This is a genomic window from Brucella pseudintermedia (genome assembly GCF_008932435.1).
In the GTDB taxonomy this organism is placed as follows: domain Bacteria; phylum Pseudomonadota; class Alphaproteobacteria; order Rhizobiales; family Rhizobiaceae; genus Brucella; species Brucella pseudintermedia.
In genome coordinates this window covers 84,091-99,400 of the sequence record NZ_WBWE01000010.1, presented here as the reverse complement: position 1 = coordinate 99,400, position 15,310 = coordinate 84,091, and the positions used below count along the sequence as shown (strand labels likewise).

Sequence of the window (15,310 nt, the reverse complement as noted above, 5' to 3'; positions counted from 1 at the left end):
GGAACCCTTCCCATGGCGCAAGACGAAAGACCTATCGCGCAGCAGCCAGCTGCAAGACCTGCCCGGTCTCCGGATCGTCCCCCCATGATGATGGAGGGCGAAATGGTGGTCGGCAGCGTGATCGAAGACACGCTGATATTGGTGCTCGGCATCGGCAGCGCCACCAACGATCAGGTGACGGCTTTTCTCAATGGCGATCCCGCCATGAGCGTGAAGACAAGCCTGGTCACTTGGCCGCTCAAGGAGCCTTCGCCTGCCGGAACGCATGGTTTTGTTGCCATAGTGCCCACGGCTGCTTTGCGCCGGGGCATCCTGAAGACGATCATGTTCCAGCACAGGGCCAAAGTAGCGCGCTACAATTTTGCTTCACGCTCGGCTTCCATCGCCGATTTTGTCGCCATGATCGGCGATCTTGCGGGACCGAGCCTGCCGGGCGTCATCGACGAGCTGGTGGAGGGGCTGATCTCCGGCCCCATCAGCCGCAAGAAACTTTCTGCCATCACCGTTCTATTGCAGGCGGGAGCCCGTTCAGATGGCTGCATTGAACTCATCGGCGGCAGCGACGAGGGCGAGATTTTCGTTCAGGGTTGGGCGCAGGACCTGACGCCCGCCGTTACCCGTCTGCTGATCAGCGGCAAGGCTCCTTCGCTCGCGGAATGCGCAATCAGTGTCTTTGCACGGCCCGACCTGAATGATGAAGCTTCCGGGTTTGCCGGTCTTCTGCTTGCCAATGAGCCTGTCGAACCGACTGACATTGAGCGGCTTCTGTTTCGCGGGCGGCGCGGCTGGCGTTTTACCGAAGTCTATGACCGCAGGCTCTTGTCCGGCTCCCGCGAGACACCCGGCCATATTCGGGCGATCTTGCCTCGGGTACGCAGTTCGACTGACATTTTGCTGCGCATGCGGTCTGCCGCAAACCGCTTCGACGGTGCCGACACGGTATCCAGCCTTCCCTTTCCCGTGAGAATGGGAATAGACAATGTGTTCCGGGTGGAAGGCAGCGGCATGCTGGTTTCCGGCTGGCTGCTCGATCCCGACAGCCATGTGGAAAGCGTGAAGTTGCGCCGCCATCGCGGTGAAATCCAGATCGACACGACCTGGACCCGCATCGACCGGCCCGATGTTACCCGCGAATTCGACAACCAGCCGCCATTCAATGCCGGGCTCGACCCCAGCCGTCATGCCCATGGTTTCGTCGCCTTCGCGCCGGAACTTGCCGGTGATAGCACCGCACCCTTCTATCTCGAACTTGCGATCAGCGATGGGCGGCGCGCGTTCTTCCCCTTGACGCCTACCCGCGTGACTTCGCGGGATGCCATTGTCCGGCAAATCCGCGCCACTGACCCAAATGCATGGGCTTTGCGCCATATCGTCGACCAGCAACTCGTTCCTTTGCTGCGCGGCGTCAATCGTCCAGCGCCTGAAGTATTTGGCGTTGTCGATCTCGGCCCCTTCGAGGATGCAATAGGACCTGCGATCATCATCGGCATTGATGAGCGCGTCGAGGAGGTCGAGCCTCTGCTGGCACTTCTTGCACTCGACCCGGAAACCCGTATCGCTCCGATCGTGGTTTCGGCTGCGAGCGAGATCATCGACCGCATCGGCGTGCAGATCAGGCGACTTGCGGATTTCTACCGCCTGCGCATCCGCCTCGTTTCCGCCACCGGGTCTGAAGACCTTTACGATGCGCTGGAAGTCGGCGCTCGCACGGTTACAACAGATCAGGTCATCTTTCTGGCCGGGTCGCTGCTGCCGCGCCGCGCCGGATGGCTGAACAAACTCGTCAGCGCCTATGAAGCGCACAAGGACTGCGTTCTGTCTCCCACCCTCGCCTATGAGGATGATTCAATTCGCTGGGCTGGAACCTGGGTTGCGGGGCCGCAATCCGGCATGTCGGCGGACCGCGCCCTGATCAGCCGCTATGCCGGCTATCCCATCGATGCTGTTTCGGGCATGGCGTTAACGGAAGTCGCGACAGCCACGTTCGAATGCTGCATCCTTCCCCGCGAAGCCCTGTTTTCGGTCGGCGGCTTCACGCGCGGTTATCTCGGCACCCATGAAAAGGGACTGGATCTCGGATTGAAACTGAAACAATCGGGCCTGCGCTCCTATTGGTTGCCTTCAGCACAGATGCTGGGAGCGGACGACACATCCGTCACTGACAGGGCATCCACCATCGCCCTCATCGAGCGTATCGACCGGCAGGTCTTCGACGCACGCTGGTCCTCCATTCTGGCGGGCAGACGCATGATAAAGGCGGAGGAACCCGCATGAGCGATAAACTCCGCGTTCTCGTCATCTCGCACGCCCACCCGTCAATCTCGCTCGGTGGCGGAGAGATCGCTTCCTACAATCTGCACAAGGGGTTGAATGCTGTTCCGGGCGTGCAGTCGGTCTATCTGGCGCGGGCTGCCCACCCGATCCCGCGGCACGGCACGACGGCGCTCATGAGCATGCGGCGCGCCAGCGATGAAATCCTGTTCCATGCCGATGAATACGACCACTTCTATCTGTCGAACAAGAACACCGATGAAATCCGCCGCGACCTGCTGCGCTTTGTACGCGATTTCGACCCGGACATCGTGCATTTCCATCATGTTCTGGGCCTTGGGCTTGAAACGCTCTACGCCATCCGCGAGGCGCTGCCGGATCGCATCATTCTCGTGACTTTTCACGAGTTCCTGTCGATCTGCAACAATGACGGACAGATGGTCAAAGCCGGCACATCCAAGCTCTGCAATGAGGCTTCCCCCATCGATTGCCACGCCTGCTTTCCGCAGATACCGCCCGCGCGTTTCCTCAAGCGGGAACGTTTCGTGCGCGGTATGCTGGAACTCGCGGATGCCTTCGTGTCCCCAAGCGAATTCCTGGCCAATCGCTATCTTGAATGGGGCCTCAACCCGGACAAGATGGCAGTCATAGAGAACGGTATCGCCATCCACGATGTTACCCCTCCGCGTGAACTGACCGGCCCTAACCCTCGACGCAGCCGTTTCGCTTTTTTCGGGCAGATCAATCCGTTCAAGGGCATCGATGTACTGGTTGATGCCGTATCGCGTGTGCCGGAACAGGTCTGGGGCGAGGATTCCCGTCTGATGATCTTCGGCGGCAATCTGGAAAAACAGCCGCCTGCTTTTCAGGAACGCATGCACAAGCTGATTGAGGAGGCCGGCCCGCGTGTACGTTTCTACGGCGCTTACCAGAATTCTGAAATGCCGCGCCTCATGCAGTCGGTCGACTGGGTGGTCATGCCCTCGATCTGGTGGGAAAACTCACCCATCGTCATTCAGGAGGCCCTGCATCATCGCCGCCCCGTCATCTGCTCCAACATCGGCGGTATGGCGGAGAAAATCCGCGACGGCGAAGACGGCTTGCATTTCCGTGTTCGCAGCGCTGAAGACCTTGCCGACCGCTTTACCGAAGTTCTGAGCGAGCCGAACATTTGGGACAGGTTGCATCAGTCCATCCGCAATCCGGTCCATTATATCGACTGCGCGAAGGAGCACCTCGACCTTTATAACCGGCTGCGGGAGTCAAAACCGCGCAGACAGAAACCGGCAGTTTCTGAAACTGCTCTTTCTCAGGCAAGCTGAGCCTGGCTTGCCTGTATCTTTAGAAGAAGGAAGACCGTATGGCACGCGCCCTCGTCATGATCCCTGCGGGAGAAGTGTACGACCACGACAATGTCCGCTGGTATCGTCATACTGACGTTCAGGGCAGCATCAATCATTATCACAATATCGGCGATGCCTTTGTCTTCGAGTCATCCTTGAAGCTGATGAATTACGAGAAGGTATCCGAACTCCCGATTACCAATTTCTCACCCGAGAGGATCGACCAGCTGCGCGAGGATTATGACTATGTGATCCTGCGCGGCTCGAACTATATCAACAAGGATATGAACTGGCGTGACACGATCCCCGTGCTGCAGCGGCTGAAACTGCCGGTCATCGCATTCGGCGTCGGAGCGCAAGCGCCGGTCAGAGGGGAAATACAGCTTTCCGAAGAGACGAAGGCGGTCCTGCGCATCATCGCGGATTCCACAACGTCCATCGGTGTGCGCGGCGCTTATACGGCACAGGTGCTCAACGATATCGGCATCCACAATGTACGCATCATCGGCTGTCCGACCGCATTTCGCCGCAACAACCAGCACTTGCGTATCAAGTTGCCGCCGCTGGAAAACGTCGCCCAGGTCGGCGTTACGGTTCGCCGCGAGGTCTCACCGGCCTATGCACAGGATATCGAGCAGTATCTGACCCGGCACCGCGATCTCATCAAATCCATGGCCGGGCGCTTCGATGTCACCTTGATGGCGCAGGGCGAGATCGATGAAAAGAAGATGGTCTTCGGGACAGCGGAGCAGAAGGAGGAGGCCATCACGGCCCTCAAGGCGCATCGCTGGACTGCCGACTGGTATTTCGACGAAACGATAGAGAATCTCTATCGCCATCGCATGTTCTATTCGGATGTCGTCGCCGACTACGAGGAACTGGTGCGCAGGCAGCAGCTCGTCCTTGGTTATCGTCTTCACGGCAATCTGATGGCGCTGGCCAATGGCGTTCCGTCCATCTACTTCACCTATGACAGCCGTACAGCCGAATTTGCCGAGACCTACAAGATACCAAGCTATGATGTCTTCAGCGACAAGCCTTTCCGGCTGGAAGACTATTGGGATCAGTCGCTGTTCGACAAGTATAACCGTGCATGGTTCGAGACTTATGCCGAGATGAAGCAGTTTCTCGACGAAAACGGCGTCGACAACAAGATGACTGACACTGGTCTTCCCATCGCGGAGTTGAAGGTCGCCTGAGATTCAGCTCTTTGGCAGATGGGCGGGATTGTTGTCCTTCTGCTCTTCTGCCAGAAGCGACCATGCGGCGATAAACATCGCAGCAATCAACGGCCCCACCACAAAACCATTGATCCCGATCAGCGAAATTCCCCCGACGGTGGAAATCAACACGACATAATCGGGCATGCGGGTGCCTTTTCCGACGAGCGGCGGACGCAGGAGATTGTCCACCAGTCCGATCACGAATATGCCGACGAAAACCAGAACAGCGCCGCTGATCCACTCCCCGCTTGCAAAGAACCAGGCCGCTGCCGGCACCCACACCAGGGCAGCGCCAACGGCCGGCAGCATGGAGAGGAACGTCATCATGACACCCCACAGCAAGGCTGCTTCCACGCCAAGAAGCCAAAAAGTCACTCCGCCTATCGTGCCCTGAATGACGGCAATGATGATATTGCCCTTCACGGTCGCACGGATGACGGCGGTGAACTTTTCCAGAAACTGCCGTGTGTAATCGTCGTTGAGCGGAATGGCCTGCCTGATCTTGCGTCCAAGCTCCGCGCCGTCGCGAAACAGAAAGAACAGCAGATAAAGCATGATGCCGAAGCCGATGAAGAACTGCAGCGTGTTCTGACCGAAACTGACCAGCCTTCCGGCAAAAAGCTGACTGCCTTGCATGATGGCGGAAGAAATGCGCGAGCGCCATTCTGCGAAATCGCCCAACTCGAACCGGGTCAGCCACTCCTCCAGCGAATCCGGCAAGGCCCCCAGGATGCGGGAGATGTAACTGTTCAGGTCAAACTCACGGCTGCTCAGGCGTTGATAGAGAGAGTTGCCCTCCTGCACCAGAGAGCCGAAAATCGCGAGCATCGGAATGATGACCAGACAGATGCACATCAACACGGACAGTAGGGCCGCAATATTCTTCCTTCCGCCGAGCAGACGTTCAAGGCGCTGCTGCACCGGCGAGAATACCACGGCAAGAATAACCGCCCACAGAACCGCCGAATAATAGGGCAGCAGCAGCCACGCGAAGGCGATGGTGACCAGTGCCAGAAGAATATAAAAGCTTGCGCGCTGGACGGACATGAAGACCTGCTGCAGATTTCCGGGTCGAAAAACCCTGCCCGGAAAACCGTTCCAATTCAATAGGGAAGCACGTGCCCCACGGGTTATGCCGCTTTTAGAGGCGCCAGCTTTTCATTTGGCAAGGAACGCGCCAGCGTGCTCAGAAGATCGCTTTGGGACACCAAACCGATAATGCGGCGCATTTCATCGACAACGACAACAGCATGCGCCAAGCCATCGGTAAGGCTCGGTACGAGGCTCATCACCGCATCGGTCTGTGAAGCGGTTGGAGCCTCCACGATGTAGTTTCTGAAATCATCGCCCGGATGCATTAACTCGCGCAAACCGACCACGCCTTTCAGGCGCCCATCGGATGAGTGCACAGGCAAGGTGAGCAGATTGTGCCGCAAGATCAACTCGCGTGCCTGGCTGGCTGTTGCACCTTCATCGATACTCACCACATCCCGTGACATGATATCGGCGCATGTCAGGTCGCCGCGCGAACGTGTGGACACCTCAAGCTCCACCTGCCGCAGCAAACGTCCAAGATCGTTGCGATCAATATCGAAGCTTTCATCCAGGGCAAGCAAGGCGCGGTCGATGTCTTCCTCGCGAATGCCCATCCGGACTGAAGGCGGCAGATCTTCCGTGCTGTGCTTGTTGACCGGCACGGCAGCCGCCACATGCGGATATTTCCTGCGCGACAGTTTATGAAACAGGATGCCGAGGCCAACCAGAAGGCACGAATTCAGGGCAACCGGCACAAGCGGAAACAGGAAACCCCACTTCGCCACCGCCGAACCGCCCAGAACCGCCGTCAGCGCCGCTGCGCCGCCGGGGGGATGGAGGCTGCGGGTAACGGACATTGCAGCGATGGCCAGAGCCACGCCAAGGCCGATTGCCAGCGCCGGATCATCGACAACTTGAGTGACGGCCAAACCGACAAAGGCTGAAATCGTGTTGCCGCCTATGATCGACCATGGCTGGGCCAGCGGACTGGTCGGAACTGCAAAGAGCAGAACTGCCGAAGCGCCGATCGGTGCTACGATCAAAGGCAGGTGCGGGCCGTTCCCCAGCAACATGCTTGATATGAAGCCGGTCAGCGCAATACCGATCAGGGCACCGAGGCAGGCAATCGACCGTTCCCGCAGCGTTGCACCGGCAAGAAGCGGCTTGAACAGCCGGAACGCGCGCGACTGGTTTGGTTCAGTATCTCTTTGGGTCATTCCATCAATCAGGCCGATGATAGGGAAGCTTCAGCGAAAACCCGTTGAAGCCAAAGATTATTCTCTTGGGGGTGAGACAATATCCTGCCCTTGCCGGATTCGAACAAGAAAGCAAATCCGCATCGGCTTACCGGAACAGAAAAATCGTTCTCCGTTGATCAACTCAGCGAGAACAACGGTCTCAAGGCCATTTCAAGCCCGAGAAGCATGAGGCCGATCAGAAACCAGCGCCGAAAACTTTCCGGACGGATTCTGCTGCGAAAAAACTGTCCGATGAACATCCCGGCCAGTGCGGGAACGATGGCCAGCACAGAGATCAACAGGAGATCGCCCGAATAAGCCTGCCTGCTCGAAAGCCCGATGCCGAGTGCCGCAGTCGACACCGTGAAGGAAAGCCCGAGCGCCTGCACCAGATCGTCTTTCTTGAGCCCCAAAGAACTCAAATAGGGGACCGCCGGGATGACGAATATTCCCGTCGCCCCCGCTATCATGCCGGTCAGGAAGCCAGTGACAGGAGATAGCAGGCGCTCCAACTTTTCCGGCACCTGCAACTGACGGGCAAATAACGTATAGGCTGCATAGACGACGAGCGAGAAACCCAGCATCGATGTGGTGATTGCAATGTTTCCGCCGACCAGAACCGCGGTTCCTGCGATGGTTCCCACCACGATGGCCAGCATCATGCTCCACAGACGAAGCATGAGCCCACGGAAACTCGGTCCCGCCATCAGCTGCCAGAGATTGGTCACGAAGGATGGAATAATCAGCAGGCTCGCGGCTGCGAGCGGCGATATCAGCGCGCCCAATATGCCCATCGCGACCGTTGGCAATCCCATGCCGGTTACGCCTTTGACAAAGCCGGCACCGAGAAAGGTAATCGCGATCGTGAGGATCAAGGAGAATGAATAGGTCATGCATCCCCTATAGCTGCATGAATGTCGGGCGGAATGCGGAAGTTCCGGATGAAGCCTTCGGCTTTTCCATAGGCAGGATTCTCGCTAAGATTGCTCATGCGCTTTGATCTTACCGACCTCCGTCTCTTTCTTGCCGTTGCCGATACCGGCAGCATTACCCATGGCGCGGCTGACGTGGGTCTCTCGCTTCCAGCGGCGAGCGAGCGTCTGCGCGATATGGAAGCCGCGGGACAGGTCATGCTTCTGGAGCGCGGACGGCGTGGCGTATCGTTGACTGAAGCGGGCGAGGCCCTCGTCCATCACGCAAGAACAGTGATGCGACAGATGGCCGATATGCATAGCGAACTGGGATTGCATGCCAAAGCCATGCGAACAGCGATCCGTGTCGCGGCCAATACGGCGGCGATCACGGAGTATCTTCCGGCAAAACTCGCCACCTGGATGACGGAAAATCCCCGCATTGATGTGGAGTTGAAGGAACGGCAGAGCGCCGATATTGCCCGAGCCGTCGTGCGCGGTTTTGTCGAGATCGGAATTTTGTCGGACGCAGCAGGCACGACGGAACTGGAACGGATTCCCTTTGCACAAGATCAGTTGGTGGTGATCGTGGCAAAGCACCATCGTCTCGCCGGCTCCAAGCGTGTGAGTTTCCCGGACATCCTGTAAGAGCAGTTCATCGGTCTTTCCGCCGGTGCGTTGCAGGAACATATTGAAAGCCAGGCCAGCCGCCTCGGCGGCAGGCTTAAAATAAGGACGAGGCTCCGCACGTTTGAAGGAATTGGCAATATGGTGGCTGCCGGGGCAGGCATTGCAATCATTCCTCATACAGCCGCTCAGCGCCTCAGAAAGACACTGCCCATCGCGACTGTCGCGATTTCCGATGCCTGGGCTAAAAGAAACCTTGTCATCGCAGTGCGGTCCCGTGAGGAATTGACCGCAGCCGCCAAGTCCCTCGTCGACCATCTGGCCTCAGTTGATCAATCGACCGAGCGCAAACCGCGGTAGCTCATTTCACCGCCAGAACGAGCCGTGTCGAGCGGAAGAACAAGCTACCCAGACTTTGGTAGCATAAGCGTTTTCGTTGAAGCTCAGGCATTGGCAAGCCGCCGGGTTGCATCTACATTCTGTTTGAAGCGCACCGGAAATCATTGCCGATTCAACCAAATCCGGTGCGAAAGCGATTATTGCGGTTAGCCGATATATCGCATCTGATGCCCGAAGCGCCCAAAGAGGCGTGGGGAACTGAATTCAGAATACGGGCTTGCCCGCCGCAACATAGTCTGGGAGGACACTATGAGGAAGACCATCGCCGCTCTGGCGACATTTGCCATTTTCGCTGCAACTTTCACCGCACAGGCACAAAACTATCCTGAACGAACGATTACAATGATCGTGCCTTTCTCGGCAGGAGGGCCTACCGACACCGTGACGCGTCTTGTTGCGGAATCCATGTCCAAGGACCTCGGCCAACAGGTAATCGTCGAAAATGTCGGCGGCGCGGGCGGAACACTTGGCGCGGGGCGCGTCGCAACCGCCGATCCGGATGGCTATACGCTCCTGCTTCACCATATCGGCATGGCCACAAGCGCCACACTCTATCGCAAGCTTGCCTATGACACATTGAACGGCTTCGAATATGTCGGGCTGGTTACCGAAGTTCCGATGACCATCGTGGCGCGCAAGGATCTTGAGCCGACGGATTTAAAGGGACTGGTCGATTACGCCAAGGCCAACAAGGATACCGTAACGGTCGCCAATGCCGGCATCGGCGCGGCCTCGCATCTTTGCGGGATGCTGTTCATGAGCGCGATTGAAACTCCGCTCGTCACGGTTCCCTATAAGGGAACCGGCCCGGCGATGACGGACCTGCTCGGCGGTCAGGTCGACATCATGTGTGACCAGACAACCAATACAACGAAGCAGATTCAGGCGGGCACGATCAAGGCTTATGCGGTGACCTCGCCTGAACGTCTCGACGTGCTGAAAGACCTTCCCACAACCAAGGAAGCCGGGCTTGACGGCATGGAAGTGGGCATCTGGCACGGCATTTATGCTCCCAAGGGAACCCCTGCCGAAATCACCGAACGGCTGTCGAAATCGCTCCAGTTGGCATTGAAAGACCCAAATGTTGTTGCCCGCTTCGCCGAACTCGGCACAAAGCCGTCATCGGAATCCGATGCGACGCCTGCCGCGCTGAAGGCAAAGCTGGAATCCGAGGTCGCGCGCTGGAAACCCATCATCGAAGCTGCCGGACAATACGCGGACTAACCGTCCAGGCCTTCAATCAGGGTGCGCAATCTTGCGCGCCTTGACTGTCGTTTCCCTCAAGCTGCGCCTTGCAACCGCAGCCCTCGGGGTAGCTGGTCGAGTTCACATGCCGAGCCTCCGGCATAGCCCTTTCAACGGCAAATCCGAAAGATGATTAGCCCATGAACGAGCCCTCAAGGAAATTCTCCATCGATCCGACCAACGGATCATGTGGTGCCCTTCTGACACTGACGGGCGCCTTTTTCGCCTATCAGTCGCTGGATCTGGACATAGGCACATCGCTGCGCATGGGACCGGGATATTTCCCGCTTGTTCTCTCAGGCGTGCTGATCCTGCTTGGACTGGTCATTCTTATCCAGGCGACACGGGTCTCCGGTGAGCCAATGGGCCCGATCGCATGGCGCGGTCTGTTCTTCATTCTGCCCGCGCCGATATTTTTCGGCCTGACGGTGCGGGGCCTCGGCTTCGTGCCGTCATTGTTCCTGACCTGCCTCATTGCCTCTTTCGCCTCAATGCGCATGAAACCGCTCGCAGCACTCGTTCTTGCGGCTGCGATCACGGTCTTCTCCGTCATTGTGTTCAGTTATGCCCTCGCGCTGCCCTACCAGCGTTTCGGGCCCTGGTGGCCATTCTAGGGGAGCGGATATGGAACTTTTCAACAATCTCGCGCTTGGTTTTTCCACCGCGTCAACACTTGCAAATCTCGGTTTTTGTCTTATCGGGGTGTTGCTCGGCACATTGATCGGCGTCCTGCCGGGCATCGGGGCCACGGCGACAATTGCGATGCTTCTTCCGGTCACGTTCCAGATCGGCGATCCTGTGTCAGCGCTGATCATGCTTGCGGGTATCTATTACGGCGCACAATATGGCGGCTCGACCACGGCAATTCTCATCAACATGCCGGGTGAATCGTCATCTGCCGTAACCGCCATCGATGGTTACCAGATGGCGCGGCGCGGGCGGGCGGGCGCAGCACTCGCCATTGCGGCTATCGGTTCGTTCTTTGCGGGCACTGTCTCAACATTTCTGGTAGCCGTGTTCGCTCCGCCACTGACTGAAATCGCGCTTAAATTCGGCTCGGCTGAATATTTCTCGCTCATGGTCGTGGGTCTGGTATCGTCCGTGGCGCTGGCGCACGGCTCCATCATCAAGGCACTGGCAATGGTCGTCCTCGGGCTCCTGCTCGGTCTCGTCGGCACCGACATCTATACTGGCGCGCCGCGCTTCACGCTCGGCATCACGGAATATGCAGACGGCCTTAATTTCGTTGCCGTTGCCGTGGGCGTGTTCGGCATTGCCGAAATCCTGCGCAATCTCGAAAGCGAGCATACCCGCGAAGTGCTGATGGCAAAGGTCACGGGACTGATGCCGACGCGCGACGATTTCAAACGCATGACCGCACCGATCCTGCGTGGAACCGTTATCGGTTCGGCGCTTGGCATTCTGCCGGGCGGCGGGGCCATTCTCGCATCATTTGCTTCCTATACGGTGGAAAAGCGCATTTCCGATACGCCGGAAGAGTTTGGAAAAGGCGCGATCGCAGGTGTCGCTGGACCGGAATCCGCCAACAATGCAGGCGCGCAGACATCTTTCATCCCCATGCTGACGCTTGGCATTCCGGCCAATCCGGTCATGGCATTGATGATCGGCGCCATGATTATCCAGGGCATCGTGCCGGGGCCGAATGTAGCAACGGAACAGCCTGCCCTGTTCTGGGGTGTGATTGCATCCATGTGGATCGGCAATCTCATGCTTATCATTCTAAATCTGCCGCTGATCGGGCTTTGGGTGAAGCTTCTGACAGTACCCTATTATGTGCTGTTTCCGATCATCATGACCTTCTGTTCCATCGGCGTTTATAGCGTCAATTCGAACGTCTACGATCTTTATGCGGTCGCCTTTTTCGGCTTTATCGGCTACCTGCTGGCCAAGCTGCGCTGCGAGCCTGCTCCGCTGCTGCTTGGCTTCGTTCTGGGGCCATTGCTGGAAGAACATCTGCGCCGCGCCATGATCCTGTCACGCGGCGATCCGGCAACCTTCTTCACCCGGCCGATCAGCGCTATTCTGCTTGCCATAGCAGCAGCCGTTCTCGTGGTTGTTTTGCTTCCATCGGTACGCAAGAAGCGCGACGAAGTATTCGTGGAGGAAGGTTAGAGCATTCCTGTTCGGGTGAAACGTTGTTGTTTCAGGCGCATCAATCATGATGCGCCTGGATTTCATCCGCGCCGCGCGCCCGAAGATACGATGTCGAGATAAACGGCCAGAACAAGGATGCTTCCCTTGATGATCTGCTGCCAAAACGTATCGACGCCGAGCATGGACATGCCATTGTCGAGGCTCGACATGATGAGTGCACCAACCAGCGCGCCAAGCACCGAGCCGACGCCGCCGCGCATGGACGTGCCGCCGATGAAGCAAGAGGCAATGGCGTCGAGCTCGCCACCAATGCCCGCCGATGGCGTGCCCGCCGCCAGGCGCGAGGTTGTCGTCAGACCCGCTACCGCCGCCATCAAACCCATCAGCGCGAAGACGGCCATCTTGACGAAATTGACATTCACGCCGGAAAAGCGGGTCGCTTCGGTATTGGAACCGACCGCATAGATATGCCGACCGAACACGGTCTGTTTCGCGATCACGGTGAATGCGCCGAGGATCACCAGCAAAATCAGGACCGGAACCGGCACGCCCTGATAACTGTTGAGGATGAGTATGAAGCCGAGGATCAGGACGCCGATGCCAAGAAGCCTCGTGATTTCCATGCTGGATGAAAGCATCTGAAGATTATGCTTGCGCTTGCTCGCCCGCGTGCGCAGCGTCATCAGGATCAGCACCCCAAACAAGGCAATGGCGCAGAGATTGCCAAGCCAGCCGGGCAGATAACCCTGCCCGATATATTTGAACTCCGGCGAGATCGGCGCGATGGTGACGCCGCCCATGATACCCAGCACGATGCCGCGAAAGACAAGCTGTCCGCCAAGCGTGACAATGAAGGACGGTATGCCGAGATAGGCGGTCAGCCAGCCATTGAAGGCGCCAAGCGCGACACCGAGCACCAGAACCGTGCTGATCGTAGCCCATAACGGCCATCCGAGAAGAACATCGAGGACTGCGGCGATGCCGCCCAACAGCCCCAGAAGCGCCCCCACCGAAAGATCGATTTCACCGGCCACGATGACGAACACCATCGCGGATGCGAGCATTCCGGTAATAGCCATCTGGCGCAGAAGATTGGAGAAATTGCGCGCCGTCAGGAACTGCGATCGCCCCATCTCCGGGTCATAGGTGAGGATAGCAAAGAACGCCCAGATGAGCGCAACCACGATCAGCAGCGCGACGATTTTATATTCCGCCAGAAATTTTCGGAGGCTTTTGCCTGTCAACGTCATATCATGCACCGGTCAGATTTTCTGCGGATCACGCCGCATTGGTTGTCGGCTTGCCGATTGCAGCGGCAAGTACCTTCTCCTGGGTGAGATTTTCATTGGGGAAATCACCCCGCAGCCTGCCCTCGCCGATCACGAGAACACGGTCGCTGATACCGAGAACTTCCGGCATTTCGGAAGAAACCATCAGCACCGCAACGCCTTGCTTCGCAAGCGCAAAGATCAGTTTGTAGATTTCATATTTCGCGCCGACGTCGACGCCCCGCGTCGGCTCGTCGAGAATGAGCACCTTGGGGTCCGGCAGCATCATCTTTGACAACACGGCTTTCTGCTGGTTGCCCCCCGACAGGGATGCGATTTCCAGCATAGGGTCCGCGGTCTTTACCTTCAGGCGCAAAATTTCGCGTTGGATGGTTGCCAGTTCCGCTTCCTTGTCGAGCAGTCCGCGCAGGGAAAACCGATCCAACACCGAGATCGTCATATTATGGCCGACTGGCATGATGGGCAGGATGCCGTCCTTCTTGCGGTCCTCCGGCACCATGCAGATGCCTTGCCGAACCGCATCGCGCGGCGTGCGGATCTTCAGTTCCCTGCCTTCAAGGAACACCTGGCCATCATGAGCGCCCGGCCAGACGCCGAATAGGCTGGACACCAGTTCCGTCCGCCCCGCGCCTACCAGTCCTGCAATGCCGAGGATTTCACCGCGCCGAAGCGCGAACGAGACATTATCGACCACCTTGCGGTCGGGATTGGTCACATCCCAGCAATTGATATTGCGCGCCTCGAAAACGACCTCGCCAATATCATGCGGCTCGCGCGGAAACAGGTTCTTCATCTCGCGCCCCACCATCATGGTGATGATGGCCGGCGTCGTCAGTTCAGCCATTGGTTTTGTGGCGATATGCGTGCCGTCGCGAATGACCGTCACCGTATCGGAAATTTCCGCTACTTCGTCCAGCTTGTGAGAGATGTAGACGCAGGCCATGCCTTGCGCCTTGAAGTCCTTGATGAGATCGAGAAGGACACGTGTTTCGGATGCGGTCAGCGCCGATGTCGGCTCGTCGAGAATGAGCAGCTTCGCATTCTTGTTGATCGCCTTTGCGATCTCGATCAGTTGCTGCTTGCCGCCCGGATAATGGTAGACCGGAAGCGCGACATTGATGTCGTGGATATTGAGGCGCGCCAGAAGTTCCGTCGCACGCGCATTCATCTGGTCGTAATCGATAAAGCCTCCGCTTGTCGGCTCCGATCCCAGAAAGATGTTTTCGGCAACCGACAGATGCGGCACCATCATCAGTTCCTGGTGAATGATCACGATGCCCGCGGCTTCCGTATCGCGTATGCCCGTCGCCTTCAGTTCCTGGCCTTCCCAGAAAATCTCACCGGTCCAGGTGCCGTGAGGATAGACGCCGGAAAGCACCTTCATCAGCGTGGATTTGCCGGCGCCGTTTTCCCCACAAAGGCCGACACACTCGCCGGCGCGCACTTTCAGGTAAATACCGTCAAGCGCTTTCACGCCGTTGAAGTCCTTACCGATATTGCGCATCTCAAGAAGATATTCGGACATCGCTTACGACCTTGCAGTATTGAGCCGGACAACGCTGTCAGCAGCAGTCCCAACAATCCAGCAGGGCCGGAAGCGGGGCAATGACTCCC

General features: G+C 57.8%; 11 protein-coding genes and 1 pseudogene. 7 read left to right on the top strand and 5 right to left on the bottom strand.

What is annotated here, in order from left to right:
* Positions 1–12 precede the first annotated feature (12 nt).
* The 3 genes from F9K78_RS14055 to F9K78_RS14045 are packed head-to-tail and all read left to right on the top strand — an operon-like array spanning position 13 to position 4,813.
* Positions 13–2,274 (top strand): glycosyltransferase family 2 protein, encoded by a 2,262-nt coding sequence (locus F9K78_RS14055; protein WP_121985141.1) that lies wholly within the window; start codon positions 13–15, stop codon positions 2,272–2,274.
* Complete coding sequence (locus F9K78_RS14050; RefSeq protein ID WP_121985142.1) at positions 2,271–3,593, top strand: glycosyltransferase family 4 protein; 1,323 nt, start codon at positions 2,271–2,273, stop codon at positions 3,591–3,593. The genes F9K78_RS14055 and F9K78_RS14050 overlap by 4 nt, the downstream gene beginning before the upstream one ends.
* Positions 3,594–3,631: 38 nt before the next feature.
* On the top strand, positions 3,632–4,813 hold the full coding sequence (locus tag F9K78_RS14045) for a polysaccharide pyruvyl transferase family protein (RefSeq protein WP_121985143.1): 1,182 nt from the start codon (positions 3,632–3,634) through the stop codon (positions 4,811–4,813).
* 3 nt (positions 4,814–4,816) lie between these two features.
* Here F9K78_RS14045 and F9K78_RS14040 read toward each other — a convergent pair whose 3' ends face one another.
* From F9K78_RS14040 to F9K78_RS14030, 3 genes are all read right to left on the bottom strand, one after another.
* On the bottom strand, positions 4,817–5,884 hold the full coding sequence (locus F9K78_RS14040) for an AI-2E family transporter (RefSeq protein WP_121985144.1): 1,068 nt from the start codon (positions 5,882–5,884) through the stop codon (positions 4,817–4,819).
* Between the two features lie 83 nt (positions 5,885–5,967).
* Positions 5,968–7,089 carry an HPP family protein gene (locus F9K78_RS14035; RefSeq protein ID WP_121985145.1) on the bottom strand — a complete coding sequence of 374 codons (1,122 nt, stop codon included), beginning with the start codon at positions 7,087–7,089 and terminating at the stop codon, positions 5,968–5,970.
* Between the two features lie 158 nt (positions 7,090–7,247).
* A complete protein-coding gene (locus tag F9K78_RS14030; RefSeq protein WP_121985146.1) occupies positions 7,248–8,003 on the bottom strand; it encodes a sulfite exporter TauE/SafE family protein in 756 nt (251 codons plus the stop codon).
* Between the two features lie 96 nt (positions 8,004–8,099).
* Here F9K78_RS14030 and F9K78_RS14025 point away from each other — a divergent pair.
* The 4 genes and pseudogenes from F9K78_RS14025 (at position 8,100) to F9K78_RS14010 (ending at position 12,425) form a co-directional block, all read left to right on the top strand.
* Positions 8,100–9,008 (top strand): annotated as a pseudogene (locus F9K78_RS14025) (LysR family transcriptional regulator).
* A 288-nt stretch (positions 9,009–9,296) separates the two neighbouring features.
* On the top strand, positions 9,297–10,271 hold the full coding sequence (locus F9K78_RS14020; RefSeq protein WP_121983732.1) for a tripartite tricarboxylate transporter substrate-binding protein: 975 nt from the start codon (positions 9,297–9,299) through the stop codon (positions 10,269–10,271).
* A 161-nt stretch (positions 10,272–10,432) separates the two neighbouring features.
* Positions 10,433–10,906, top strand: a complete 474-nt coding sequence (locus F9K78_RS14015; RefSeq protein WP_121985147.1) for a tripartite tricarboxylate transporter TctB family protein — start codon at positions 10,433–10,435, stop codon at positions 10,904–10,906.
* 10 nt (positions 10,907–10,916) lie between these two features.
* Entirely contained in the window at positions 10,917–12,425 is a 1,509-nt protein-coding gene (locus tag F9K78_RS14010; RefSeq protein WP_121983730.1) for a tripartite tricarboxylate transporter permease, read from the top strand.
* 62 nt (positions 12,426–12,487) lie between these two features.
* On the opposite strand, the gene F9K78_RS14005 is transcribed toward F9K78_RS14010, so the two are convergent.
* Both F9K78_RS14005 and F9K78_RS14000 read right to left on the bottom strand, forming a co-directional pair.
* Positions 12,488–13,657, bottom strand: a complete 1,170-nt coding sequence (locus F9K78_RS14005; protein ID WP_121983729.1) for a sugar ABC transporter permease — start codon at positions 13,655–13,657, stop codon at positions 12,488–12,490.
* Positions 13,658–13,685: 28 nt separating this feature from the next.
* Positions 13,686–15,221 carry a xylose ABC transporter ATP-binding protein gene (locus F9K78_RS14000; protein WP_121985148.1) on the bottom strand — a complete coding sequence of 512 codons (1,536 nt, stop codon included), beginning with the start codon at positions 15,219–15,221 and terminating at the stop codon, positions 13,686–13,688.
* Between the last annotated feature and the right edge of the window lie 89 nt (positions 15,222–15,310).